Origin of the sequence: Mycolicibacterium aurum, assembly GCF_900637195.1 — a bacterium.
In the GTDB taxonomy this organism is placed as follows: Bacteria; Actinomycetota; Actinomycetes; order Mycobacteriales; family Mycobacteriaceae; genus Mycobacterium; species Mycobacterium aurum.
In genome coordinates this window covers 2,372,614-2,396,926 of the sequence record NZ_LR134356.1, presented here as the reverse complement: position 1 = coordinate 2,396,926, position 24,313 = coordinate 2,372,614, and the positions used below count along the sequence as shown (strand labels likewise).

Sequence of the window (24,313 nt, the reverse complement as noted above, 5' to 3'; positions counted from 1 at the left end):
TAGAACGCAATGGCTAGAATTCTGGGATGCGTCACGACGATCTGGCCGTTGAGCCCTGCTCGATCCTGCGGCCCCTCGGGCTGCTCGGAGACCGGTGGACGCTGGTGATCCTCCGACAGGCATTCGCCGGTATCCGCCGCTTCGACGACCTGCAGTCCAGCCTCGGCCTCAGCCGCCCGGTGCTCGCCGACCGGCTGCGACGATTGGTGGACGCCGGCGTGCTGGACCGCTGCGCCTATCGGGACGACAGGCGAACCCGTCACGAATACCGTTTGACGTCAAAGGGTTTGGATCTCTATCCGGTGCTGATGGCACTGCGTTCCTGGGGGGACAAGTATCTGGCGCCCGACGGACCGTTCGTGGAGTACCGCCATCGCGAGTGCGGCGGTCACGCGCACACCCATCTGCTCTGCGACACGTGCGGCGCGACGATCACCGCCGTCGACGTCGAGGTGAGCCCCGGCCCCGGCCTCCAGGTCAGCTGAAGATGCCGGCCAGGAATGCGGTCGAATCCGGGATGGAGGTCAGCACGGTGCCACTGTGATCGGAATCGGGATAGACCTTCAGCGTCACGTCCTGGTCGTTGGACCTCAGCTTCTCTGCGAACCGCAGCGTCAGGTCGGCAGGCACGTCCCGATCCTGCAATCCCACTCCGAGGAACAGCGGCCGGTCATACCCCGACGACGGGATGCCCATGAAGTCGTCGATCGCGGCGGCCGCTCCGGGAATCGAGGTCACCGGCGCGGAGAAGAAGCTGGGCACCGACATCCCCGCCAATGTTCCGGCCAGGTCTGCCGCACATCGGATCTCGGCCTCGTCGGCAGCGGCCCGGCCGGCATCGGTCAGCACCCGGTTCAGATCCAGATCGGGACGCGCATCCCGCAGTGCCGCCACGATGTAAGCGGTGTAGGCGCTGGCCATCGGGCCCAGTTCGGGTGGCACGGGCATGGCGGGTCCGGCCTGCTTGACGATGGTCTCCACCTGCGCGGGCGTGCCGGTGGCGACGACTCCGCGGTAGTCCAACTCCGCACCCGCGTCCGATTCGGCACTGAACTCGCTTGCCCACCGGGCCGTGGCGACCGCAGCCGCCCCACCCTGTGACTGACCGACGACAGCCCACTTCGGAGACAGTCGCAGATCCATCTGATGCGCCGCCAGCACGGAATCCACCACGCCGCGGGCGGTCGTGACGCTGTTGAGGTAGCTCATCAGACCGGGAGTGCCGAGGCCGGCGTAGTCGCTGCCGACCACCACATAGCCTTGGTCCAGCCAGTGCGACAGGTATTCGTCGTCGCGCTCACTGCGCGTCAGGGCCGACGGCGTGCAGTCGTCACCGAGCCCGACGGTGCCGTGCGCCCAGGCTACGACCGGCCACCCCCCTTGCGGCGCAGGCGTTTTCGGGGTGAAGACCACCGCGGTGCTGACCGCTGGGCGACCGTGTTGATCACGGGTGGAGTACAGGGTGCGGTAGGCAGCGCCGGCGCCTGACACCGACAGCGCCGGGTCGAGGGCCACCGCGTCGAGCAGTTGACCCGGCGGCGGGGTGGGCCCGTCGTAGGCGCGGGAGTCCAGACCGGACCAGGCGGGTGCCGACGCGGCCGCGGTGGGCACGCCGCCGACCAGCGCGACCGCCGTCAGCAGCACGACCGCCGCAATCCGGGCGACGCGACGTGGTGTCATCTCGATCAGTCGAGCTGCTCGCTGACTTCGCGGTCGGCCACCGATGCACCGAGCGCGGCAATCCAACCGGTGATCTGGCGGGCGATGTTGCGTTCGGTCAGCCCGATGTCGGACAGCACCTCTCCCCGTGACGCGTGCGCGAAGAATTCTTGAGGCAGCGCTGCGTCGCGGCACGGCACGTCGATCTCCGCGCGCCGCAGGGCAGCCGACACCGCAGAGCCGACGCCACCGTGTACGCCGTTGTCCTCGACCGTGACGACCAGCTTGTGCCGCTGCGCCATGGTGGCGATCTCACCCGGCACGGGAAGAACCCACAGCGGGTCGACGACCGTCACACCGATGCCCTGGTTGCGCAGCCGTTCGGCGATCGCGATCGCCATGGCCGCGAACGGTCCGACGGCCACCACGAGCACATCCTCGGACATGCCGTCGGCGGGAACCGCCAGGACGTCGATGCCGCCGCGACGTTCGATGGCCGTGATGTCTTCGCCGACATCGCCCTTCGGGAACCGCAGGGCAGTGGGGCCGTCGTTGACGTCGAGCGCCTCGCCGAGCTCCTCACGCAGGCGGGAGCCGTCGCGCGGCGCGGCCACCCGCATACCCGGCACGATGCCGAGCAGCGACAGATCCCACATGCCGTTGTGGCTGGCGCCGTCGGGACCGGTGATACCCGAGCGATCGAGCACCAACGTCACCGGAAGGCTGTGCAGCGCAACGTCCATGAGCAGCTGGTCGAAGGCACGGTTGAGGAACGTCGAGTAGACCGCGACCACCGGGTGCATTCCGCCCATCGCCAGACCGGCGGCCGATGTCATCGCGTGCTGCTCGGCGATACCGACATCGAAGAACCGGTCCGGGAAGTGCTGCCGGAAAGCGCTCAGCCCGGTGGGGCCCGGCATCGCCGCCGTGATCGCCACCACATCGCGGCGCTTGGACGCCAGGCGAATTAGGGTGTCGGAGAACGTCGACGTCCATCCCGGCCCGGGAATGGAGGTGGCCAACCCGGTCTCGGGATCGATCACGCCGCAGGCGTGCATCTGATCGTCCACGTCGTTCTCGGCGGGGGCATATCCCATGCCCTTGCGGGTCACGACGTGGACGACGACGGGGGCGTTGAAGGCGCGGGCATGCCGCAGAGCGCCTTCCACGGCGGACTCGTCATGACCGTCGATCGGACCGACGTACTTCAGACCGAGATCGGTGAACATCACCTGCGGTGACAGCGCATCCTTGATGCCCGCCTTGACGCTGTGCATGCACTGGTAACAGAACTCGCCGATGACGGGCACACCGCGCACGGCTTTACGCCCCTCTTCGAGCACCCGCTCGTAGCCCGGCTGCAATCGCAGACCGGCGAGGTGCTCGGCGAACCCGCCGATGGTCGGCGCGTAGCTGCGACCGTTGTCGTTGACGACGATCACGACGGGGCGCCGGGACGCGGCGATGTTGTTCAGGGCCTCCCAGCACATCCCGCCGGTCAGCGCGCCGTCGCCCACCACGGCCACCACGTGGCGATTGCGATGCCCGCTCAGCTCGAACGCCTTCGCGAGTCCGTCGGCGTAGGACAGCGACGAACTGGCGTGGCTGGACTCCACCCAGTCGTGCTCGCTCTCCGTCCGGGACGGATAGCCGGACAGCCCGTCCTTCTTGCGCAGCGAATCGAAATCCTGGCACCGGCCGGTGAGCATCTTGTGCACGTAGGCCTGATGCCCGGTGTCGAACAGGATCGGGTCATGCGGAGAGTCGAAGACGCGGTGCAGCGCCAACGTCAACTCGACCACGCCGAGGTTGGGTCCCAGGTGCCCACCCGTGGCCGCAACCTTGTGGATCAGGAAGTCGCGGATCTCACGGGCGAGGATGTCCATCTGCGCCCGCGACAGGTGTTGCAGATCAGCGGGACCGCGGATCTGTTCAAGCATCCCGTCAGTCTACGCACGCGCGTCGTGGTCAGTCCTGTCGAGATTGGTACACATCCGGCACTCCGTCGCCGTCGTCGTCGAGCGTCTCTTCCCGGTGAATGCGCCGGTAGGAGGCGTTTCTGGACAGCAGGAGCACCGAGGCCAGCAGTGCCGCCGACAGTGATCCGGTCAACACGCCGATCTTCACGAATTCGTCACGTTCTGAGCCCAAACCGTAGGCCAGATCGCCGATCAGCAGCGACACCGTGAAACCGATGCCGGCCAGCATGGACACGCCGACGACGTCCACCCAGCGCAGCGAAGCGTCCAGACTCGCGCGTGTCACCGCCGAGAGCACCCTGGTGGTGAGAAAGATGCCGATCGGCTTACCCGCGACCAGGCCGAGCACGATGCCCAGCGTGATCGGGTCACCCAGCGCCTGCACCAGACCGTCGGCGCCCCCGACGCTGACGCCTGCGGCGAAGAACGCGAACACCGGGATCGCAATACCGGCCGAGATGGGCCGCAACCGATTCTCGAAATGCTCTGCCATGCCCGCGTCGAGCTCGCGGCCTTTGCGGGTCGTCGACCGCCGGACCGGAACCGCGAAGCCCAGCAGCACCCCGGCAACGGTGGCGTGGACGCCGGACTCGTGCATCAGTACCCAGGTGGCCACTGCCAGCGGCGCCAGCACCCACCAGGCGTGCACGCCACGCTGGACACACAACCCGAACACGACCAGCGGCACGACGGCCAGGGCGAGGAAGACGACCTTGATGTCCTCGGTGTAGAACACCGCGATCACGGTGATGGCCAGCAGGTCGTCGACGACCGCCAACGTCAACAGGAAGGTGCGCAACGCCGACGGCAGATGCGTGGAGATGACGGCGAGAACGGCCACCGCGAAGGCGATATCGGTCGCGGTCGGGATCGCCCAGCCCCGCAGCGCACCGTCCCCGGTGTTCAGATTGACCAGCACGAAGATCAGCGCGGGTACCACCATCCCGCCCACCGCAGCCGCGATCGGCATCGCCGCCCGGGCGGGGTCACGCAGATCGCCGGCGACGAACTCGCGTTTGAGCTCCAGCCCGACGACGAGGAAGAAGATGGCCAACAACCCGTCGGCTGCCCACTCCCCGATGCTCAGGTCCAGGTGCAGGCCGAGCCACTGGCCGCCGACCACGGCATCGCGCAAGCCGAAATAACGCTCCGACCACGGCGAGTTGGCCCAGATCAGCGCGGCGCCGGCCGCGACGAGCAGGATGACGCCGCCGACGGTCTCCTTGCGCAGGATCTCGCTGACCCGGGCGGCCTCCGCCCAGGAACCGCGGGACAGCAGGGTGCCGCGGGCACGGGGGGTGGGCGGATCAGCTGTCATGGGCGGCCTTTACCTGTCGTCGACGAGTAGACGCCGACCAGACTTCCCGGCACACCTGAGGCCCATCCTATGCGCTGCCGGTGGGTCGTTGCAGTACGGCGATGCACTCCACGTGGTGGGTCAGCGGGAACGAGTCGAATACCCGCAGCTCCTCCACCGCGTACCCGTGGCCGCGATACAGGCCGATATCGCGAGCGAAAGACGCAGCCTCACAACCGATATGGATGATCCGCGGCACGTCCGCTGCAGCCAGGAGGTCGATCACCTCACGGCCTGCCCCCGTGCGCGGCGGATCGAGCACGGCGACGTCGGCGCGGTGCCGCTGCCCGGTCAGCGCCCGCCGTACGGAGTCGGTGAGAACCGAGACGTTGCCGAGGTCGGCGAGCGCGGCCCGAGCGGACCGCGACGCGCCGCGTGAGGTGTCCACGGTGAGCACCGCCCCGGTCTCGCCGACCCCACGGGCCAACGCGGCGGCGAAAACGCCTGCACCACCGTAGAGATCCCACGCGGTCATGCCGGGCCCCAGTTGCGCCCACTGGGAGACGAGCGCGCTGTACAGCGACGCCGCGTCCCGGTGGGCCTGCCAGAAGGCCGTGACGGGGACGTGCCAGGTACGTCCGTCGACCCGCTGAACCGCCTCGTAGTCTCCCTCGTCGACCGCTGTGCGGAGGCCCGGGGAACGGCCGCCCAATTTCCGGCGTGCCCCACGGGGCGCCGACCGCTGACCGCTACCGCCGACCACCACGTGCCTGGCCCCGTCGTCGTCGACGGCGACATGGACCGCGGCTGCAGCAGGCCACTGCCTGTCGGCGATACCGTCGAGCATCCCCGCGGGCAGCTGCGCGCAGTCGAGCCGGTGCACCAGTTCGCTGCTGTGGTAGCGGTGAAAGCCGGCGCGGCCGTCGGCGGACGTGTCCAGTCGCACCCTGGTCCGCCAACCGGTCGCCCCGATCTCGCCGACAGGCTCGGCCGTCGCCTCGGACTCGTCGCGCCACTGGTAACCACCAAGGCGCGCAAGCTGATTGGCCACCACGGCGCCTTTGATCCCCCGCACCGCCGCCGGTCGGGCGAACGCCAGGTCGCAACAGCCCGCACCATCCACGCCGGCAACAGGGCACAGTGAGTCGATGCGATCGGCGGAAGGCTCGAGCACCTCGACCGCCTCGGCATTCCAGTACGACCCGCGATCGCCGACCAGCCGGGCCCGGACCGTCTCACCCGGAAGCGCGTAGCGCACGAACACCACCCGGCCCTCGTGGCGGGCGACGCAGCTGCCACCGTTGGCCGCGCCCTCGGTCGTCAGCGTGAGCTCTTCGCGTGCACTGTCATCGGTCAATCCAGGAACCCCTTACGTGCGTCACCCGGTGCCGACTGCGGCTCAAGCTTCTTGAGTCGTTCCGACGAAGTCAATTGCCACGGCACCGATGTCACCATCACGTTGGGCTCGAACAGCAGCCGGCCCTTGAGTCGCAGCGCACTCTGGTTGTGCAGCAACTGTTCCCACCAGTGACCGACGACGTACTCCGGAATGAACACGGTGACGACGGTGCGCGGCGAGTCCTTGCTGACCCGTTTGACGTACTCCAGCACCGGCCGGGTGATCTCGCGGTACGGCGACGCGATCACCTTCAGCGGCACGCTGATGTCGCTGTTCTCCCACTTGTGCACCAGCTGGCGCGTTTCCGCGTCGTCGACGCTGACGGTGATGGCTTCCAGCAGGTCGGGCCGGGTCGCGCGGGCGTACGCCAGCGCGCGCAGGGTGGGCAGATGCACGTTGGACACCAGCACGATCGCATGGTTGCGGCTGGGCAGCACGATGTCCTCGGTCTCGGCGGAGCGGGCCTCCAGCTCGCGTGCCACCGAGGCGTAGTGCTTGTGGATCAACTTCATGATGCCGAACAGCGCGCCCATCGCCAGAATGGCGATCCATGCTCCGATCAGGAACTTCGTGACGACCACGATGATCAGCACGGTGCCGGTGCACAGGAAACCGATGGTGTTGATCACCCGGGCGCGGACCATTCGGCCGCGCGCCGTCGCATCGGTTTCGGTGCGCAACAGCCGGGTCCAGTGCCTCACCATGCCGATCTGGCTCAGCGTGAAGGATACGAACACACCGACGATATAGAGCTGGATCAGCGCGGTCACCTCGGCCTGGAACGCCACGATGAACGCGACGGCACCGAAGGCGAGGAACAGGATGCCGTTGGAGAACGCCAGCCGATCGCCGCGCGTGTGCAGTTGGCGCGGCAGGTACCGGTCTTGGGCGAGAATCGATCCCAGCACCGGAAAGCCGTTGAACGCGGTGTTGGCAGCCAGCACGAGGATCAGCGCGGTGACGCCGGCTATCAGATACAGGCCGATCGGGAAGTCGTGGAACACGGCACCTGCCAGCTGCGCGACCAACGTCTTCTGCTGGTAGTCAGCGGGCGCGCCGCCGAGTTGTTCAAGCGGTCGCTCGGCGATCTGCACGCCGGTCGCCTTGGCCAGCATGATGATGCCCATGAACAGCGTGATGGCGACGATCCCCAGCAACAGCAGGGTGGTGGCTGCGTTGCGCGACTTGGGTTTCCGGAACGCCGGGACGCCGTTACTGATCGCCTCCACGCCCGTCAGCGCGGCGCTGCCGGACGAAAAGGCCCGCGCGACCAGGAAGACCAGCGCGAAGCCCAGGATCTCGCCGTGCTCGGAGTGCATCTCGAAGTCGGCCGACTCGGCACGCAGCGGATGGTCCAGCGCATAGATCTGGAAGAAGCCCCACGCCAGCATGATGTACATGCCGATCATGAACGCGTAGGTCGGGATCGCGAACGCGGTGCCCGACTCTCGGATGCCCCGCAGGTTCAGTGAGGCCAAGACCAGGATTGCGACCACGGCGAACCACACCTTGTGCTGGTCGACGAACGGCACCGCCGACCCGATGTTCGACATCGCCGAGGCCATCGACACCGCGACCGTCAGCACGTAGTCGACCAGCAGGGCGCTGGCGACCGTCAGACCCGCTGTCGGACCCAGGTTCGTGGTCACCACCTCGTAGTCGCCGCCGCCCGACGGGTAGGCGTGCACGTTCTGGCGGTAGCTCGCGATGACGATGAGCATCACCGCCGCCACGACCAGACCGATCCACGGCGCCATCGAATAGGCCGACAATCCGGCCACCGAGAGCACCAGGAAGATCTCCTCCGGCGCGTAGGCCACCGAGGAAAGGGCGTCCGAGGCGAACACCGGCAGCGCTATCCGTTTGGGCAGCAGGGTGTGCGACAGGTTGTCGCTGCGGAACGGCCGGCCTAGTACCAACCGGCGCGCGGCCGTCGAAAGCTTGGACACGACTGCCAAGAGTAAGCCCGACGGTCCACGGCCGTCGGAAAGCTGTAGCGTTCTGCAGTGCGGGTGTTGCAGCAACCTCGGCCGGGAAAGGACCGTCAGGTGCGTGTAGTGGTCATGGGATGCGGCCGGGTCGGTGCCTCCCTGTCGGACAGCCTGGCCAGAATCGGCCATGACGTTGCGGTGATCGACCGGGACGGCACGGCGTTTCACCGGCTCTCCCCCGACTTCCCCGGCGAACGGGTGCTCGGCATGGGCTTCGACCGCGACGTGCTCTTGCGGGCGGGCATCGAGGACGCGTCGGCCTTCGCCGCGGTGTCATCCGGCGACAACTCCAACATCATCTCGGCGCGGGTCGCCCGCGAGACCTTCGGTGTCCAGCGGGTGGTGGCGCGCATCTACGACGCCAAACGCGCGGCGGTCTACGAGCGGCTGGGCATCCCTACGGTGGCGACGGTTCCGTGGACAACCGACCGGCTGCTCAATGTGCTGACCCGTGAGACGGAGACCACCAAGTGGCGGGACCCGACCGGAAACGTCGGCGTCACCGAACTCGCGTTGCACGAGGACTGGGTGGGCCGCCGAGTCACCGAGCTGGAGGCCGCCACATCGGGCCGGGTGTCGTTCATGATCCGGTTCGGCGCGGGCACCCTGCCTGATGCCAAGACCGTCATCCAGTCGGGCGACCAGGTCTATCTCGCCGCGATCTCGGGACACATCGCCGAGGCGCTGGCCATTGCGGCGTTGCCCCCGAGCGAGGATCCGGAGGCCTAGTGAAAGTCGCGATCGCCGGAGCCGGCGCGGTCGGCCGTTCCATTGCCCGCGAACTCGTCGAGTCGCACGAGGTCACCTTGCTGGAACGCAACCCCGATCACATCGACGTGGATGCGATTCCGGCGGCGCAGTGGCGCCTCGGAGACGCGTGTGAGATCAGCCTGCTGGAATCGGTCAAGCTGGAAGACTTCGACGTCGTCATCGCCGCCACCGGCGACGACAAGGCCAACGTAGTGCTGAGCCTGCTGTCGAAGACGGAGTTCGGGGTGGCGCGGGTGGTGGCCCGTGTCAACGACCCGCGCAACGAGTGGCTCTTCGACGAGGCCTGGGGAGTCGACGTCGCCGTGTCCACGCCGCGCATGCTGGCCTCACTGGTCGAAGAAGCGGTGTCGGTGGGCGATCTGGTGCGGCTGATGGAGTTCAGCAAGGGCCAGGCCAACCTGGTCGAGATCACGCTGCCCGACGACACTCCGTGGGGCGGCAAGCCGGTCAAACGCCTGGAACTGCCCAGGGATACGACGTTGGTGACGATCCTGCGCGGCCCGCGCGTCATCGTCCCGGAACGCGACGAACCACTCGAGGGCGGCGACGAACTCCTGTTCGTGGCAGTGGCGGAAGCCGAGGACGAACTGCGCGAGCTGCTGCTGCACCCGAAGCAGCGCTGAGCTCGCTCAGGTCGGCTTGCGCACCGAGTCGGCGTCGGGCACACCGTCGGTGTGCTGCGCCTCCCCTGGCGTCTCGACGGGCTCCAGCTCGTGCACCGCACGCTGGGCGGCCCTGATCGCCAAGTAGGTCACGAGGGCGGCCACGGCGGTCAGCGGCCACCCCATGGCGATGCGGGCGACACCGAGCCAGCCGGTCTGGTCCGCGTCGTAGAGATGGTGCTGGACGACGAACCGTGACGTGAACACCGCGACCCAGACCACCGTCGCGACGTCGAAGGCCAGCACCGCGCGCCGCACATCACGCCAGCGGCGGTCGCCGGTGTGCACCCAGCCCCAGATGTAGCCGACGACAGGCCGGCGGATGACAACAGACAGCGCGAACACCACGGCCCAGAACAGCGACATCCAGATGCCGAGCAGGAAATACCCCTTGGAGGCTCCCACCAGGTAGGCGATGAGCGCGCTGATGCCGACGCCGATGAAACCCGAGATCGCCGGCTGCGCCGTCTCCCGGCGCACCAGGCGCCACACGAGGATGAGGGTGGCCACCCCGAGAGCTGCCCCGATGGCGGGGACCAACCCGAAGGCGGACGACACGGGGACGAACACGACGACCGGAAGTGACGAATAGATCAGACCGCTGACGCCGCCCATCTGTTCCAGAACAGCTGCGCCTCGTGCCGGTGAGCTCTGCGTGCCCGGATCGGTGCCGGGGTCGCTCACTTCTGGATCTCGTAGTGGGGGTTGTAGATCGCCTTGGCGCCGTTGTCCAGCTTGCCGACCCGGCCGTGCACCTTGAGCGTGCGGCCCGACTCGATACCGGGGATGCGGCGCTGGCCCAGCCACACGAGTATCACGGAGTCGGTGCCGTCGAAGAGTTCGGCCTTGACGCCGCCGGCGCAGCTCTTGCCGTTGCACTCGACGCTGCGCAGGGTGCCGATCATGGTCACTTCCTGCCCACGCTGGCAGTCGATCGCCCGCTGCGCGCCGGTGCTCGCGGCCTCGCCGCTGAGCTCTTCGACGTCGAGCTGTTCCGGATCTTCGGTCAACCGGCGTGTGAGCCGTCGAAGATACCCCTCGGCCGTAGCCATGGCTTCTCCTGAACTGCCAATCCTGTGGTGGATGCGTATAACCAACGCCACGGTAGACCTCTTAGTTCCGAGATGCTAACTACCGGGACACGGGTTGCGCGGGTCGCCGCGCAGCTGAATTCCACGACCGGGCACGATCGAAACATGACGCTCAGTCTGCGCGGTGTCACCACCGTTCTCCTACCGGGCACGGGGTCCGACGACGACTTCGTCTACCGGGCGTTTTCCACCGCGCTGCACGAGGCCGGTGCGGTGGTGGTGACCCCGGCGCCACAACCCCACCGCCTCGTCGCGGGGTACCGCGACGAACTCGACAACGCCGCGCGCGCCGCCGATCCGCAGCCGATCGCGGTCGGCGGCGTGTCGATCGGCGCGGCCGTCGCGGCCGAATGGGCGCTGAGCAACCCCACCCGGGTGAGCGCGGTGCTCGCCGCACTGCCCGCGTGGACGGGTGAACCCGACGGCGCGCCCGCGGCATTGGCGGCGCGGCATTCCGCCGAGCTGTTGCGTCGCGACGGCCTGGTGGCGACGACGGCGCAGATGCAGGCGTCCAGCCCGAAATGGCTTGCCGACGAACTGACCCGGTCGTGGCTGGATCAATGGCCCGCCCTGCCCGACGCGATGGACGAGGCAGCCCACTACGTGGCCCCGACCAGCGGAGAACTGGAAGCACTAACCGTTCCGCTGGGAGTGGTGTCGGCCACCGACGACCCGGTGCACCCACTGGAGGTCGGCGTCGAATGGGTGTCGGCCGCGCCCCGCGCGTCGCTGCGCACCGTGACGCTCGACGAGATCGGCGTCAGCGCCGCCGTGCTGGGCACCCGCTGCCTGGCAGCGCTGCGGGACGCCGAGGACCCGGCCCGGCCGTCGCGCCGGGTGTGAGGGCGCTCAGCCGCCGGTGATGGTCCGCAGCTGCTGCATCGCCGAGCCCGTGGTGGTGCGGCGCGCGTTGGGCTGCGGAGGCTCCTGCTGTGCCGGGTCCGGCTCTTCGGCCGGCGCAGGCGCGGCCTGCTGCTGTGGAGCGGCGCCCTGCTGTTGGGCGGCGGCCTGCTGCTGCGCGGCCGCCAGCTGGGCAGCCATCGGCTCGGGCAATTGCACAGGCAGCGGCGTGCGCACCGGCAATGGCGTGTCTCCACGACGTACTACCGTGTCCGCCAACGCATTTCGCGCCTGCTCGGAAAGCTCCGCGATCCGCTCGAACGGCCCGTTGACCACGCAGCGCACCATCCACCGGTAGCCGTCGACACCGATGAAACGCACCACTGCCGATCCCTCACCGGAGGAGCCCACCACTTCGCGTCCCCAGGGGCCGTCTTCGATCGTGACCTTCGGGGCGTCCTTGCGTAGCGACTCCGCCAGCTCCGTCGCCACCTCGCGCCACAGACCTGCGGATTTCGGCGCGGCGTAGGCCGCGATGGTGAACCTGCCGTTGGCGGTCACCACCCACACGGCGCTGGGTGCACCGGTGTCGTTGAGCTCGACCTGCACCTGACCGGCGTCCGGCATCGGGATCAACACCGAGCCGAGGTCCAGCCGCGCCAGTGCGGCCACCGACGGGTCATCGAAGTCGTCGATGTCGAACGGGCCTTCCAGCTCGTCGTCGCCGGTGTCCACCGATGCCACCTCCTCGGGCGCCTCGGCCCTCTCGCTGCGGTCACTAGTCCGTGCCATGTCTACTCCTTCTACAGACTGGCATGCCCACCCGAGGAACCATGACCACCGGCGCCGCGCGTCGTGTCGGCCAGTCCGGCCTCGTCGAAAGAGGTGACCTCGACGAGCTCGGGCAGCTCGACGCGTTGCACCAGCAGCTGCGCGACGCGGTCCCCCCGCTTGATCACGATCGGGGTGGTCGGGTCCAGATTGATCAGCGAGATCTTGATCTCGCCGCGGTACCCCGCGTCGACGGTCCCAGGGCTGTTGACGATCGAAAGCCCCACGCGGGCAGCAAGTCCCGAGCGCGGATGGATGAGCCCGACCATTCCGTGCGGGATGGCCACCGCGATCCCGGTAGGCACCAGTGCCCGCTGCCCGGGCGCCAGTTCGACGTCCTGCGCGCTGTAGAGGTCGACTCCCGCGTCGCCGCTGTGCGCCCTGCTGGGCAGCGGAAGGTCGCGGTCGAGCCGTACTACCGCCAAAGAGATGGACACGACGTCAGAGATTACTCTGGGCCGCGTGTCCGACACGCGTGCCACCACCCGAACCGTCCGCTATCGCGAGCGCCTCTGGGTGCCGCTGTGGTGGTGGCTGCCGGGACTGGGCCTGGCTGCGCTGATCGCGCTCGAAGTCAACCAGGGCGTCGAAGCGTTGCCCGCCTGGCTGCCCTACGCCGTGCTGCTGCCGGTCGCCGCAGTGGTACTGGTGGGCCTTGGAAGGACCGAGCTGCGCGTCGTCGGCACCGATGATGACACCGAACTGTGGATTGGCAGCGCCCACCTGCCGGTCTCGGTCGTCACCCGCACCGCCGAGGTCCCCCGATCGGCGAAGTCCGCCGCGCTGGGCCGACAACTCGATCCGGCCGCCTACGTCGTCCACAAAGGCTGGGTCGGACCTATGGTCCTGCTGGTCCTCGACGATCCGGACGACCCGACCCCGTACTGGCTGATCAGCGCGAAGCACCCGGACAGGGTCCTGGCCGCGCTGCGCGGCTGAGCGCGCAGCGGCGGCCGGATCCGCTCAGGCCGCGCAGTCGGTGCAGATCATCACGCCGTTCTTCTCGCTGGCGAGACGACTGCGGTGATGCACCAGGAAGCAGCTCGAGCAGGTGAACTCGTCGGCCTGCTTCGGGATCACCCGGACCGACAGCTCCTCACCGGAGAGATCGGCACCCGGAAGCTCGAATGATTCCGCGGATTCGGATTCGTCGACGTCGACGACAGCCGACTGTGCTTCATTGCGCCGTGCCTTCAATTCCTCGAGGGAATCCTCCGAGACGTCATCGGTCTCGGTGCGCCTTGGGGCGTCGTAGTCAGTGGCCATGCCTGTCCCCTCCATGAAGCTCTTGCAGCAGTGCTTTGTACCAGCGTCGAACGCATCCGCCAAATGATTCGTGCCCGTATTGACACCGGTTCTATTGTGATTTATGTCACACCCGGAGAATGGGCGTCTGACCTGCAAGTCGATGGCCCGCCGCCAGGGGCTCTAGAGTGCACTGCGTGGTCGCGCAAATCACCGAGGGCACGGCGTTCGACAAACACGGCCGGCCGTTCCGGCGCCGAAGCTTCATACCCGGGATCGCGATGTTCGCCGTCCTGGGAGTCGCCGCGCTGCTGGTGTGGGTGATCGCGTTGTCCCGTCCGCCGGAGGTCGAGCAGGCCGCCGTCTGCAACCCGCCGGTGCCCGCCGAGCCCAACGCCCCCGTCGGCGACCTCGGTGAACAGGTGTCTGCCTCGACGATGATCGACGTCACCCCGGCCAAGCTGGCCGACACCAGGATTCGCGTGCTCAACGCCAGCGGACAGGGCGGACAGGCCGCCGAGGTCGCCGGCGCCCTGCGTGACCTCGGCTTCGCCGAACCCGAGGCCGCCAACGACCCGCTCTACGCGAACGCACGCCTGCAGTGCCAGGGCCAGATCCGATTCGGGCCTGCCGGACGGGCGGCCGCAGCGTCGATCTGGCTGGTCGCCCCCTGCACCGAGCTGTTCCAGGACGGACGTACCGACGACACGGTCGACCTCGCGATCGGTACCGACTTCGCCGAGCTGACCCGCAGCGACGACATCGACGCGGTCCTTGCGAGCCTGCTCCCCGACGCCACCCAGCCGGCAGATGCCGAACTGCTGAGCAAGGCACACACCGGAACCTGCTGAGCCCGACGCACGGTGATGTGCGGACTCCGCGCTACACCGCGCCGCAGCGCTGCAGCGCCTCGTCGAGGGCCGCGCTGATCCCGGGCGCGGCGGCCACCATGAGACCGAAGCCGTCCGCCGACGCCGGCGGACGCACGAGCGCACCCGCCTCGCTCGCGATCAGCCCGGCCGCGGCCCAGTCCCACAGGTGCACGCCGTCCTCGTAGTACGCGTCGAGCCGGCCTGCCGCCACCATGCACAGGTCCAGCGCGCAGGACCCGATCCGGCGCAGATCCCGGATGTCGGGGAGCAACCGGGCCATCGCCTGACCCTGCCGCTGCCGCTCCTCACGCTGATAGGCGAAGCCGGTGCCCACCAGGGCCATGGACAACTCCGTGGCCTGGCTGCACCGCATCGCCGTAGCGACTCCATCGCGGTGCACATGCGCACCGTGGCCCAGCGCGGCCGTGTACACGGTCCCGTCGGCGACGTCGGCCACGGCTCCGGCCACCGATGCGCCGTCGCGACGCACGCCGATCGAGACGGCGTACGCCGGTATCCCGTACAGAAAGTTGACTGTGCCGTCGATCGGGTCGAGCACCCAGGTGAGCGCTCCGTCGGCGCCGCCGACCGGACCACCTTCCTCCTCGCCGAGAATCGCATCGCCCGGACGAAGGACGGCCAACCGTTCCCGCAGCAGCCGTTCGGTCTCGGTGTCGACGACGGTGACGGGGTCGGTCGGGGTGCTCTTGAAACTCACCGACGGCGCCCCAGGCCCGACGCCACCCGCGGCGGTGTCCGCCGCGCCTGCGCCGAAGACCTCGATGCGCCGCCTGCGCACGAACTCGGAAGCTTCGGAGGCCAGCTGCAGGGCCACGTCGCGCAGCGAGGCGGCGTCGGTGGCCGGGATCGGATTGTTCACCCGTCCATCGCAGCACATCCCGCGCGATCCGAAACCACCGGATGCATGACTGCCACACATCGCAATTGGCGAGCCGATAGTGTGGCATCGCGCCCTGGCTGCACCACCGCGCGGCCCCCGCGCGCCGAGGAGCCTTGGTATCGCCCACCAGCGCAGAGGAGCTTGCATGACCGCCCAAGCTGAGTCATCCGAGTCATTACAACCCGCCGCCACACCCGCGTCGAGCTCCGAGGGGCAACGCCGTGGCTTCGGTGTCGACGTCGGTGGTAGCGGCGTCAAGGGCGGGATCGTCGATCTCGACACGGGCCAGTTGATCGGCGACCGGTTCAAACTGCTGACCCCTCAGCCCGCCACGCCGGAAGCCGTCGCCAAGACCATCACCGAGGTCGTCGCGCACTTCGGCTGGGAGGGACCGTTGGGCGTGACCTATCCGGGCGTCGTCGCGGACGGGATCGTGCGCACCGCGGCCAACGTCGACAAGGGCTGGATCGGACTCGACGCCGACGACGTCATCAGCTCGGCGCTCGGCGGCCAGTCGGTGACGGTGCTCAACGACGCCGACGCGGCCGGACTCGCCGAGGAGAAATTCGGCGCGGGCCGCGACAACACGGGCGTCATCGTCCTGCTGACCTTCGGCACAGGCATCGGCTCGGCGGTCATCCACAACGGGGTGCTGCTGCCCAACACCGAGTTCGGCCACCTCGAAGTGGGCGGCAAGGAAGCCGAGCATCGTGCGGCGAGCTCGGTCAAGGAGCGCAAGGAATGGAGCTACGAGCGCTGGACCCAGGAGGTCACAAAAGTGCTGGTGGCCATCGAGAACGCCATCTGGCCGGACCTGTTCATCGCCGGTGGGGGCATCAGCCGCAAGGCGGACAAATGGATACCGATGCTCACGAACCGCACCCCGGTGGTGGCCGCGGCGCTGCAGAACACCGCCGGCATCGTCGGTGCCGCGATGGCTGCCGAGTTCGACGTCACGGCTACCGGCAGGTAACCACCGGACATCGCCGCCCGACCGGCGCGCGGGGGCGGCAAATTTGCCGCTGCGCACAGCGTCAACCCACACTGTCGTTACAATGGTCGACGGCGGCCGCCTACCGGATAGCGGCGAAAGTATCCCACCCCGACATCACGCTGTGAGATCAACGCCGACATTCGACATAGCCGACATATATCGGTGGCGCCCGCGTGCGCCCCGAAGAGCCGCACGACCGAAAGGGTGTACGTGGCAGCGATCAAGGCAAGCCCGGCGACCGACGAGCCGGTGAAGCGCACCGCCGCAAAGACCCCGGCCAAGAAGGCGCCTGCGAAGAAGGCCGCCAAGAGCGCTCCCGCGAAGGCGACCAAACCGCGCGCCGCCAAGGCTGCCGATGCGCCCGCCACCCGCGGCCGCGCCAAGAAGGGCCCCGAGGCCGAGGCGGTCGACGGCGTGGTCGTGGCCGACGACACCGACCTCGACGGCGAGCCCGGCGACGACCTCGTCGAGGTCGACGACACCGAGATCGAACTCGACGACATCGAGGTCGAGGACGAAGCCGCTGCCGACCCGGCCGACGACGACTCCGACGACGAGTCGGGCGAGGCTGACGGCGCGGCCGCACCCAAGGCCGCAGGCAAGACCGCCAAGGACGCCGCGGGCGATGACGACGCACTCCCCGAGCCCTCCGAGAAGGACAAGGCTTCCGGCGATTTCGTCTGGGACGAGGAGGAATCCGAGGCGCTGCGGCAGGCCCGCAAAGACGCCGAGCTGACCGCTTCCGCGGACTCGGTGCGCGCCTACCTCAAGCAGATCGGCAAGGTCGCGCTGCTCAACGCCGAAGAAGAGGTGGAGCTCGCCAAGCGCATCGAAGCAGGCCTGTACTGCACCCAGTTGATGGCGGAGATCGCCGAAAAGGGCGAGAAGCTGACCACCGCGCAGCGCCGCGACTACATGTGGATCTGCCGCGACGGAGACCGCGCGAAGAACCATCTGCTGGAGGCGAACCTCCGCCTGGTCGTGTCGCTGGCCAAGCGCTACACCGGCCGCGGCATGGCCTTCCTGGACCTGATCCAGGAGGGCAACCTCGGTCTGATCCGCGCGGTGGAGAAGTTCGACTACACCAAGGGTTATAAGTTCTCCACGTACGCGACGTGGTGGATCCGTCAGGCCATCACCCGGGCCATGGCCGACCAGGCCCGCACCATCCGCATCCCGGTGCACATGGTCGAGGTCATCAACAAGCTCGGCCGCATCCAGCGCGAGCTGCTCCAGGATCTGGGCCGCGAGCCCACGCCTGAAGAGCTGGCCAAGGAGATGGACATCACGCCGGAGAAGGTGCTGGAGATCCAGCAGTACGCGCGCGAGCCCATCTCGCTGGATCAGACGATCGGCGACGAAGGCGACAGCCAGCTCGGCGACTTCATCGAGGACTCCGAAGCCGTGGTGGCCGTCGACGCGGTCTCGTTCACGCTGCTCCAGGACCAGCTGCAGTCCGTCCTTGAGACGCTGTCGGAGCGGGAAGCCGGTGTGGTTCGGCTGCGGTTCGGCTTGACCGACGGTCAGCCCCGCACCCTCGACGAGATCGGCCAGGTGTACGGCGTGACGCGTGAGCGCATCCGTCAGATCGAGAGCAAGACGATGTCGAAGCTCCGTCACCCCAGCCGATCTCAGGTGCTGCGCGACTATCTGGACTAGGTGTACTGACCACGGACGTTAGGTACGGCGTGGTGAGGTGACAAGGCGAAGACCTCCGAGTGAAGTGCGAGCTGTCTAGGAACGCACCAACCCACCTCGGAGGTCTTCGTGGTTCACCGTAATGCCCCTTTGTCCGAAACGGGTCGCTTGAGGCTGGCTCGGTGCATCGTCGATGATGGCTGGTCGCTACGCCGCGCGGCCGAACGATTCCAGGTATCGGTAGGCACCGCCGTCCGTTGGAGGGACCGCTACGTCGAGCTGGGCGAGGCCGGAATGGCCGACCGCAGCTCACGACCCCATCGCAGCCCCAACCGCACCCCGACACGGACCGAACGCCGCATCATCGGGGTGCGCGTCACCCGCCGTTGGGGACCGGCCCGAATCGCCTACCTGCTGCGACTGAACGTCTCCACGGTGCACAACGTGCTGCGCCGCTACCGGATCGCCCGACTGCGCTGGCTCGACCGCGCCACCGGCCGCGTCGTGCGCCGCATGGAATCTGCGGCGTGCGGTGATCTGGTGCACGTCGATGTCAAGAAGCTGGGAAAGATCCCCGCCGGCGGCGGCTGGAAGATGCTGGGTCGCTCCGCAGGTAAGCGCAACGCCCAAGCCGACAAGACCGGAGCCACCAATAAGTACCGACAGCCGTTGCGGGGCTATCACTTCCTACACACCGCGCTGGATGCGCACTCCCGTCTGGTCTTCTCCGAGATGCTGGCCGATGAACGCAAGGAGACCGCCTCCGAGTTCTGGGAACGCGCCAACGCCTGGTTCGTCGAACAGGGAATCATTGTTCGAAAGGTGTTGACTGATAACGGATCTTGCTACCGGTCGCATGTATTCCGCAAGGCGCTAGGCGATGACATCGAACATCGGCGCACTCGACCCTATCGGCCGCAGACCAACGGGAAGGTGGAGAGATTCCACCGGACCCTGGCCGATGAGTGGGCCTACGCCCGGCTGTACACCAGCGACCAACAACGCTGCCAGGAGTACCCGCGATGGCTGCACAACTACAATCACCACCGCGGCCACACAGCACTCGGCGGTCAACCACCAGCCAGCCGCGTACCTAACCTCTCAGGTCAGTACAACTAGGCAACCCCGCCCGGCTCCAAGAATTAATTAAGGCCGCTCGCCTACGTTCGTCGGCGTGAGATCGACGCTGACAAAAGCAGACGCCCCTTCCGCGCCGAAGAAGAAGGTTCCGCCGGTGCGGATCATCCGCGCAATAGACGGGGTCCGCGCCGGGCTGGCCACACTGCACCGATCCTCGGTGCCGGGAAACATCGCGCTCCTGGAACTGGCGACCGGCGCCTGGACCACTCAGGTGCTCTACGTCGCCGCCAAGCTCGGCATTGCCGACGAACTGGCCGCGGGGCCGGCGCGCGCCCACGACATCGCCGCTCGGGTCGGCGCCGAACCCGATGCGCTGCACCGGCTGATGCGGGCGCTGACCAGTCGCGGGGTGCTGCGGCAGCGCCGCGACGGCCGGTTCACGTTGACGCCGGTCGGTGAGGCACTGCGGGAGGGTGTCGACGGCTCGCTGCGCGACATGGTGCTCTTCATCGGTCACCCCGCGCGGTGGGCCGACTGGGGCAGCCTGGCCTACTCGGTGCAGACCGGCCGGCCCGCCGCCGAGAAGCTGCGCGGCATGCCGTTCTTCGACTACCTCGCCACCGACCCCGAATTCGCCGCGGTCTTCAACAACGCGATGACCGCCGCCAGCGGGCTGTCCAACGATGTTGCGCTGCAGGCGTACGACTTCACCGGCGCCCGCCTGGTGGTCGATGTGGGCGGCGGGCACGGCGCCGTGCTGGCCACGATCCTGCGCAGCGCCCCCAACGCCAAGGGCATCCTGTACGACCTGCCGGAAGTCGTCGCGGGTGCCGGGGCGCTGCTCGATCGGTCCGACGTGAGTCAGCGTAGCACCGTGGCCGCCGGGTCGTTCATGGAGTCGGTGCCCGCAGGCGGCGACCTGTACGTGATGAAGAACATCATCCACGACTGGAGTGACGCGGAGGCCCTGACGATTCTGCGCAACATCCGCGCCGCAGTCACTGACGGAGGAAAGCTGGTCTTGCTGGAAATGGTTCTGCCGGAACGGGCTTCGTCGTTCATCGGCCACCTGCTGGACCTGGAGATGCTGCTGATGGTCAGCGGCAGGGAACGCACCCGGTCCGAGTACGAGCAGCTGTTGGGCCAGGCCGGATTCCAGTTGACCCGGGTGATCCCGACCGTGAGCCCGCTCTCGGTCGTCGAGGCCGTCGCGGTCTGATCAGCTCCCGCGGGTGAGGAGTCAGCGCTTGCGCTCGCGCACCTTGTACGTCGACGGCCAGGACTCGCGGGTCTCGTCACCGACGAGTGGTACGCCCTTGGAGCCGATTCTGATGTCGAACGCCTCCTTGCCGGCGCCGACCTCGCGGTTGGCGTGTTCGGTCGCCAGATAGATGAGCTGATCTATCTCGGCTTCGGCGAAGGCGACGAACGTCGTCTTGCGCACGATCTCGTCCGCGGGCGGCACCATCCGCTCCGGCAGCACCCGGGTCAGCAGCGCGGCCACGCCGAGCAGTGAAAAGGGGATCACCCAGTAGCACAGGAAGGACAGCGGGGTCTCGGTGTCGAGGATCGTCGCGTCGCCCTGGACGACAGGAGGAATCGCCGATGACAGCGTCATGCCGGCGAACGCCGCTATCCAGATCCAGGTCAGAACCGAGGTGATCCGGGCGAACGGTTCGCTCTCGACGACCTCCTTGGGCTGGCCCACGACGGCGAACTCGCGCACGAAGGGCCTGCCGCTGACCGCGCTGAGCAACGCGACGAGGAAGATCCCCGCGTTGCTCAGCGGCTGCATCCACTGCTCCATGAACCGCGTGCTGACGGTGAAGGTGAGCGCCGTGAGGACCAGAAAGGTTGCGACAGCGCCGATCTCCAGCGTGCGCCCGGGTGAGCCCGTCACGCGCGCGGCGACGAACGCCGCCACCGACACCGCGAGCGCCACGAGCACTGCCGTGTGGAACGGCACGTTCCCGACCAGAACCCAGTACACGATCCACGGTGCAAAGCCAAAGATGATGCCCACGGCTGATCAGTGTATTGAGTCACGATCGGTCCATGTCCCGGCGTGCCTCACACGGCGCCGATTACGTTGACGGCGTGAGCCAGCGCGTCAACATCTCCTCCGGATCCGAGTTCGAACGCTTCGTCGGCTACTCCCGCGCAGTCCGCGTCGGTCCGCATGTCGCCGTCGCCGGCACCACAGCCCCGGGTGACAGCGCGGCGGCGCAGGCGCGGGAGGCACTGCGCCGCATCGACATCGCCCTCGCCCAGGCCGGGGCATCGTTCGCCGACGTCGTGCGAACCCGCATGTACGTCACCGACATCTCGGCATGGCGCGAGATCGCCGAGGTCCATGCCGATGTCTTCGGGGCCATCGGGCCAGTGGCCACCATGGTGGAGGTGTCGGCCCTCATCGACCCCGGCCTGCTCGTGGAGATCGAGGTGGATGCGTTCGTCGCACCCGACTAGGCGCTCAGCGGTGCGTACCGGCCGTCCGGCCCGGGACGATATGGAGTGACGCTTATCACAGCATCGACAGGCAATGGACCGTACAGATGTGGGAACTCCATGCCATCGGGATCGGCGGGCACGCCGGGCTCCCAGCGAACAGACGAGGAAAGCCGTGCACCGTCGATGCGGAGTAGCATCAGATCTGTCCGGTCGGCATACAGCCGATTGGCGGGTAGATGAACCTGCTCGACACTCGACAGGTGGACGAACCCGACAGCCCGCAGCGACTCAGGCGCATGGACTCCGGTGCGTTGCGCCACTTCCCATTCCTCTCCACCACACAGGTGGACAAACAGCTCCGAAGCCATACCGCCACCCTTCCGACGTCGCAACCGGACGCTCGTGAGACACGACACACCTGTAAACCCCCGGGGAACAACGCCGGAACCCGAAGCGTCTGACAGAGTAGACATCAAGTCGCTACACCCTATGGAGGTGCCATGACCGCAACGCTCACCAGTCCTGAATTGACCAAGGCTGACCGCTGCGACCGCTGTGGCGCCGCGGCCCGAGTACGGGCCAAGCTTCCTTCCGGTGCCGTTCTCTTGTTCTGCCAGCACCACGCCAACGAGCATGAGGCGAAGCTGGTCGAACTTGCTGCCGTGCTGGAAGTGAGCCCGCTGCAGCCTTAGGCCAGCGAATCGGTAATGCTGGACTGGTCATGAGTGACCAGTCGCAGGTGCCGGAATCCGGGGCGCCCCAGAAGCCGAAGACGTCGCGTCACCATATTCGCCACATCAGTGTGCGGACGCTGGCGAAGAGTTGGGACGATTCGATCTTCTCGGAATCGGCTCAAGCGGCTTTCTGGTGCGCGCTGTCGTTGCCACCGCTGTTGCTCGGGATGCTCGGCAGCCTCGCCTACATCGCACCGCTGTTCGGCCCGGACACCCTGCCGACGATCCAGGACCAGCTGATCAGCACCACCGAACGGTTCTTCTCACCCAACGTGGTTGCCGAGATCATCGAGCCGACGGTCCGTGACATCGTCCAGGGCGCCCGGGGCGAGGTGGTGTCGGTCGGCTTTGTGATCTCGCTGTGGGCCGGGTCGTCGGCCATCTCGGCGTTCGTCGATTCCATCACCGAGGCGCACGACCAGACACCGTTGCGTCACCCCGTGCGGCAGCGGTTCTTCTCCCTGGGCCTCTACGTCGTGATGCTCATCGGTGCGATCGCGACCGCACCCTTCCTGGCGCTCGGTCCGCGCAAGATCGCCGAGTTCATCCCCGACAGCTGGGACCACGTACTCCGGTTCGGGTACTACCCGGTGCTCCTGCTGACGCTGGTGGTGGCGATCAATGTGCTCTACCGCGTCTCGCTGCCCCGGCCCCTGCCGTCCCATCGGCTGCTGGGCGGCTCGGTGCTGGCCGCGGTGGTGTTCCTGACCGCGACGTGGGGCCTGCGGGTGTACCTGACCTGGATCACCAGCACGGGCTACACGTATGGGGCGCTGGCGACGCCCATTGCGTTCCTGCTGTTCGCGTTCTTCCTCGGCTTCGCCATCATGATCGGCGCCGAACTCAATGCAGCCATCGAAGAGGAGTGGCCGGCACCGAACACCCACGCCAAACGGTTCCGATGGTGGCTGGAAGCCAAGGCCGAGTCCTTCACCAGGGCCGACGGATCAACCGCGGACGTCTCCCCGGCGTCCGGGGCGCCCGCCGCACCCCCACGTTCGGCCGCCGTCGCCGACGGCCCCGCCACCGAGGGCGAGACCGCTACTTCTTGAGCTGCTCGTAGATCCGCTTGCAGTCGGGGCATACCGGCGACCCCGGCTTGGCCGACCGCGTCACCGGGAACACCTCGCCGCACAGCGCGACGACGTGGGTGCCCATGACCGCGCTCTCGGCGATCTTGTCCTTCTTCACATAGTGGAAGAACTTCGGGGTGTCGCTGTCCGTCCCGTCGTCGACGCGTTCGTCGGTGTCGGTGCGTTCGATGGTCTGGGTTTCCATGGGCCCATTCTGCCTGGCAATAGTTCGGTAAGAAACGCAACCGGTGTGCAGCGGCCCGGATGTGGAACAGTGGAGGCATGAAACAAGGCCAAGAGCTGAGTTTCGACGACGACGGCCGCCCCGTTCTGATCACCAGGGCTGCCACCGCCTACGAGGAACAGCACCGCAAGCGCGTACGCAAGTACTTGGCGCTGATGTCATTTCGCGTGCCTTCTCTCATCCTGGCCGCGGTCGCCTACGGCATTTGGCACAACGGCCTGATCTCGTTGGCGATCATCGTGATCGCGATCCCTCTGCCCTGGATGGCCGTCCTGATCGCCAACGACAGGCCGCCCCGGCGAGCGGAGGAACCCCGGCGATATCAGGGCAACCGCCGCATCCCGTTGTTTCCCACCGCCGAACGGCCCGCGATCGAAGGTGTGCGCACTGCGCAGCCGCGACCGGACGAGTACGTCGTCGACGACGACGTTCCCCGCTGAGTATCTTCTCGCTCTCTTCTCAGCACTTTCTCAGGTCGAGCCCCGATAACCCCAGCTCAGAAGGTGTGAACCGCCGCAAGGCTGGGAACTCTTTGCCAGCGCAGGGCGTTAAAGCTCATGA

Annotated in this window: 28 protein-coding genes; 14 read left to right on the top strand and 14 right to left on the bottom strand. The window is 67.6% G+C overall.

Features of this window, described 5'->3' with window-relative positions; all coding sequences use genetic code 11:
- Positions 1-26 precede the first annotated feature (26 nt).
- Positions 27-485: a winged helix-turn-helix transcriptional regulator gene (locus EL337_RS11460; protein ID WP_048635041.1), complete on the top strand. Its 459-nt coding sequence runs from the start codon at positions 27-29 to the stop codon at positions 483-485.
- Here EL337_RS11460 and EL337_RS11455 read toward each other — a convergent pair.
- The 5 genes from EL337_RS11455 to EL337_RS11435 all read right to left on the bottom strand — a co-directional run bounded on the left by EL337_RS11455 (position 478) and on the right by EL337_RS11435 (position 8,292).
- Positions 478-1,680: an alpha/beta hydrolase family protein gene (locus EL337_RS11455; RefSeq protein WP_083443269.1), complete on the bottom strand. Its 1,203-nt coding sequence runs from the start codon at positions 1,678-1,680 to the stop codon at positions 478-480. The two genes, EL337_RS11460 and EL337_RS11455, sit on opposite strands and share 8 nt — an antisense overlap.
- A 5-nt stretch (positions 1,681-1,685) precedes the next feature.
- Positions 1,686-3,599, bottom strand: a complete 1,914-nt coding sequence (gene dxs / locus EL337_RS11450) for a 1-deoxy-D-xylulose-5-phosphate synthase (protein WP_048635040.1) — start codon at positions 3,597-3,599, stop codon at positions 1,686-1,688.
- Positions 3,600-3,627: 28 nt separating this feature from the next.
- Entirely contained in the window at positions 3,628-4,956 is a 1,329-nt protein-coding gene (gene nhaA, locus EL337_RS11445) for a Na+/H+ antiporter NhaA (RefSeq protein WP_048635039.1), read from the bottom strand.
- Positions 4,957-5,023: 67 nt separating this feature from the next.
- On the bottom strand, positions 5,024-6,292 hold the full coding sequence (locus EL337_RS11440) for a class I SAM-dependent RNA methyltransferase (RefSeq protein WP_048635038.1): 1,269 nt from the start codon (positions 6,290-6,292) through the stop codon (positions 5,024-5,026).
- Positions 6,289-8,292 carry an APC family permease gene (locus EL337_RS11435; RefSeq protein ID WP_197724224.1) on the bottom strand — a complete coding sequence of 668 codons (2,004 nt, stop codon included), beginning with the start codon at positions 8,290-8,292 and terminating at the stop codon, positions 6,289-6,291. The genes EL337_RS11440 and EL337_RS11435 overlap by 4 nt, the downstream gene beginning before the upstream one ends.
- A gap of 90 nt (positions 8,293-8,382) precedes the next feature.
- Here EL337_RS11435 and EL337_RS11430 point away from each other — a divergent pair, with 90 nt between their 5' ends.
- Positions 8,383-9,054, top strand: coding sequence for a potassium channel family protein (locus EL337_RS11430; protein WP_083443268.1), 672 nt, complete (start codon positions 8,383-8,385; stop codon positions 9,052-9,054).
- Positions 9,054-9,719, top strand: coding sequence for a potassium channel family protein (locus EL337_RS11425; RefSeq protein ID WP_048635035.1), 666 nt, complete (start codon positions 9,054-9,056; stop codon positions 9,717-9,719). The genes EL337_RS11430 and EL337_RS11425 overlap by 1 nt, the downstream gene beginning before the upstream one ends.
- A 6-nt stretch (positions 9,720-9,725) precedes the next feature.
- Here the strand turns inward: EL337_RS11425 and EL337_RS11420 are convergent, their stop codons facing one another.
- Positions 9,726-10,442: a DUF3159 domain-containing protein gene (locus tag EL337_RS11420; RefSeq protein WP_048635034.1), complete on the bottom strand. Its 717-nt coding sequence runs from the start codon at positions 10,440-10,442 to the stop codon at positions 9,726-9,728.
- Positions 10,439-10,810 carry an OB-fold nucleic acid binding domain-containing protein gene (locus tag EL337_RS11415; protein ID WP_048635033.1) on the bottom strand — a complete coding sequence of 124 codons (372 nt, stop codon included), beginning with the start codon at positions 10,808-10,810 and terminating at the stop codon, positions 10,439-10,441. Before EL337_RS11415 ends, EL337_RS11420 begins: the two co-directional genes overlap by 4 nt.
- Positions 10,811-10,954: 144 nt before the next feature.
- On the opposite strand from EL337_RS11415, the gene EL337_RS11410 reads away from it, so the two are divergent.
- Positions 10,955-11,692, top strand: coding sequence for an alpha/beta fold hydrolase (locus tag EL337_RS11410; RefSeq protein WP_048635032.1), 738 nt, complete (start codon positions 10,955-10,957; stop codon positions 11,690-11,692).
- Positions 11,693-11,698: 6 nt separating this feature from the next.
- On the opposite strand, the gene EL337_RS11405 is transcribed toward EL337_RS11410, so the two are convergent.
- Together EL337_RS11405 and dut are read right to left on the bottom strand one after the other, a co-directional pair.
- Positions 11,699-12,481: a DUF3710 domain-containing protein gene (locus EL337_RS11405; protein WP_048635031.1), complete on the bottom strand. Its 783-nt coding sequence runs from the start codon at positions 12,479-12,481 to the stop codon at positions 11,699-11,701.
- An 11-nt stretch (positions 12,482-12,492) separates the two neighbouring features.
- Positions 12,493-12,957, bottom strand: a complete 465-nt coding sequence (dut, locus tag EL337_RS11400) for a dUTP diphosphatase (protein WP_048635030.1) — start codon at positions 12,955-12,957, stop codon at positions 12,493-12,495.
- A gap of 25 nt (positions 12,958-12,982) precedes the next feature.
- Here dut and EL337_RS11395 point away from each other — a divergent pair, with 25 nt between their 5' ends.
- The gene (locus EL337_RS11395; RefSeq protein WP_048635029.1) at positions 12,983-13,459 is read left to right on the top strand and encodes a DUF3093 domain-containing protein; all 477 of its coding nucleotides are present in this window, start codon (positions 12,983-12,985) and stop codon (positions 13,457-13,459) included.
- Positions 13,460-13,483: 24 nt separating this feature from the next.
- Here the strand turns inward: EL337_RS11395 and EL337_RS11390 are convergent, their stop codons facing one another.
- On the bottom strand, positions 13,484-13,786 hold the full coding sequence (locus EL337_RS11390) for a DUF4193 domain-containing protein (protein ID WP_024445904.1): 303 nt from the start codon (positions 13,784-13,786) through the stop codon (positions 13,484-13,486).
- A gap of 176 nt (positions 13,787-13,962) precedes the next feature.
- Here EL337_RS11390 and cei point away from each other — a divergent pair, with 176 nt between their 5' ends.
- Positions 13,963-14,616, top strand: coding sequence for an envelope integrity protein Cei (cei, locus tag EL337_RS11385; protein WP_048635028.1), 654 nt, complete (start codon positions 13,963-13,965; stop codon positions 14,614-14,616).
- Between the two features lie 31 nt (positions 14,617-14,647).
- On the opposite strand, the gene EL337_RS11380 is transcribed toward cei, so the two are convergent.
- Complete coding sequence (locus EL337_RS11380) at positions 14,648-15,535, bottom strand: inositol monophosphatase family protein (RefSeq protein ID WP_048635027.1); 888 nt, start codon at positions 15,533-15,535, stop codon at positions 14,648-14,650.
- Positions 15,536-15,683: 148 nt separating this feature from the next.
- Between EL337_RS11380 and ppgK the strand changes: the two genes are divergently transcribed.
- From ppgK to EL337_RS11360, 4 genes are all read left to right on the top strand, one after another.
- Positions 15,684-16,511, top strand: a complete 828-nt coding sequence (gene ppgK, locus EL337_RS11375) for a polyphosphate--glucose phosphotransferase (RefSeq protein ID WP_048635026.1) — start codon at positions 15,684-15,686, stop codon at positions 16,509-16,511.
- Positions 16,512-16,742: 231 nt separating this feature from the next.
- Positions 16,743-18,191: an RNA polymerase sigma factor gene (locus EL337_RS11370; RefSeq protein ID WP_048635103.1), complete on the top strand. Its 1,449-nt coding sequence runs from the start codon at positions 16,743-16,745 to the stop codon at positions 18,189-18,191.
- Between the two features lie 108 nt (positions 18,192-18,299).
- Positions 18,300-19,289 (top strand): IS481 family transposase, encoded by a 990-nt coding sequence (locus tag EL337_RS11365; RefSeq protein ID WP_126316558.1) that lies wholly within the window; start codon positions 18,300-18,302, stop codon positions 19,287-19,289.
- 55 nt (positions 19,290-19,344) lie between these two features.
- On the top strand, positions 19,345-20,469 hold the full coding sequence (locus EL337_RS11360; protein ID WP_048634750.1) for a methyltransferase: 1,125 nt from the start codon (positions 19,345-19,347) through the stop codon (positions 20,467-20,469).
- Between the two features lie 21 nt (positions 20,470-20,490).
- Here EL337_RS11360 and EL337_RS11355 read toward each other — a convergent pair whose 3' ends face one another.
- The gene (locus tag EL337_RS11355; protein WP_048634749.1) at positions 20,491-21,273 is read right to left on the bottom strand and encodes a hypothetical protein; all 783 of its coding nucleotides are present in this window, start codon (positions 21,271-21,273) and stop codon (positions 20,491-20,493) included.
- A 32-nt stretch (positions 21,274-21,305) separates the two neighbouring features.
- Here EL337_RS11355 and EL337_RS11350 point away from each other — a divergent pair, with 32 nt between their 5' ends.
- Positions 21,306-21,719, top strand: a complete 414-nt coding sequence (locus EL337_RS11350; protein WP_048634748.1) for a RidA family protein — start codon at positions 21,306-21,308, stop codon at positions 21,717-21,719.
- On the opposite strand, the gene EL337_RS11345 is transcribed toward EL337_RS11350, so the two are convergent.
- Positions 21,716-22,069, bottom strand: coding sequence for a DUF952 domain-containing protein (locus tag EL337_RS11345; protein ID WP_048634747.1), 354 nt, complete (start codon positions 22,067-22,069; stop codon positions 21,716-21,718). The two genes, EL337_RS11350 and EL337_RS11345, sit on opposite strands and share 4 nt — an antisense overlap.
- A 132-nt stretch (positions 22,070-22,201) precedes the next feature.
- Here EL337_RS11345 and EL337_RS11340 point away from each other — a divergent pair, with 132 nt between their 5' ends.
- Positions 22,202-22,393, top strand: a complete 192-nt coding sequence (locus tag EL337_RS11340; protein WP_083443251.1) for a DUF7455 domain-containing protein — start codon at positions 22,202-22,204, stop codon at positions 22,391-22,393.
- Between the two features lie 29 nt (positions 22,394-22,422).
- On the top strand, positions 22,423-23,487 hold the full coding sequence (locus EL337_RS11335; protein ID WP_048634746.1) for a YihY/virulence factor BrkB family protein: 1,065 nt from the start codon (positions 22,423-22,425) through the stop codon (positions 23,485-23,487).
- On the opposite strand, the gene EL337_RS11330 is transcribed toward EL337_RS11335, so the two are convergent.
- A complete protein-coding gene (locus EL337_RS11330) occupies positions 23,477-23,713 on the bottom strand; it encodes a DUF3039 domain-containing protein (protein WP_048634745.1) in 237 nt (78 codons plus the stop codon). The two genes, EL337_RS11335 and EL337_RS11330, sit on opposite strands and share 11 nt — an antisense overlap.
- A 77-nt stretch (positions 23,714-23,790) precedes the next feature.
- Between EL337_RS11330 and EL337_RS11325 the strand changes: the two genes are divergently transcribed.
- A complete protein-coding gene (locus EL337_RS11325) occupies positions 23,791-24,192 on the top strand; it encodes a DUF3099 domain-containing protein (RefSeq protein ID WP_197724223.1) in 402 nt (133 codons plus the stop codon).
- Positions 24,193-24,313: the final 121 nt, after the last annotated feature.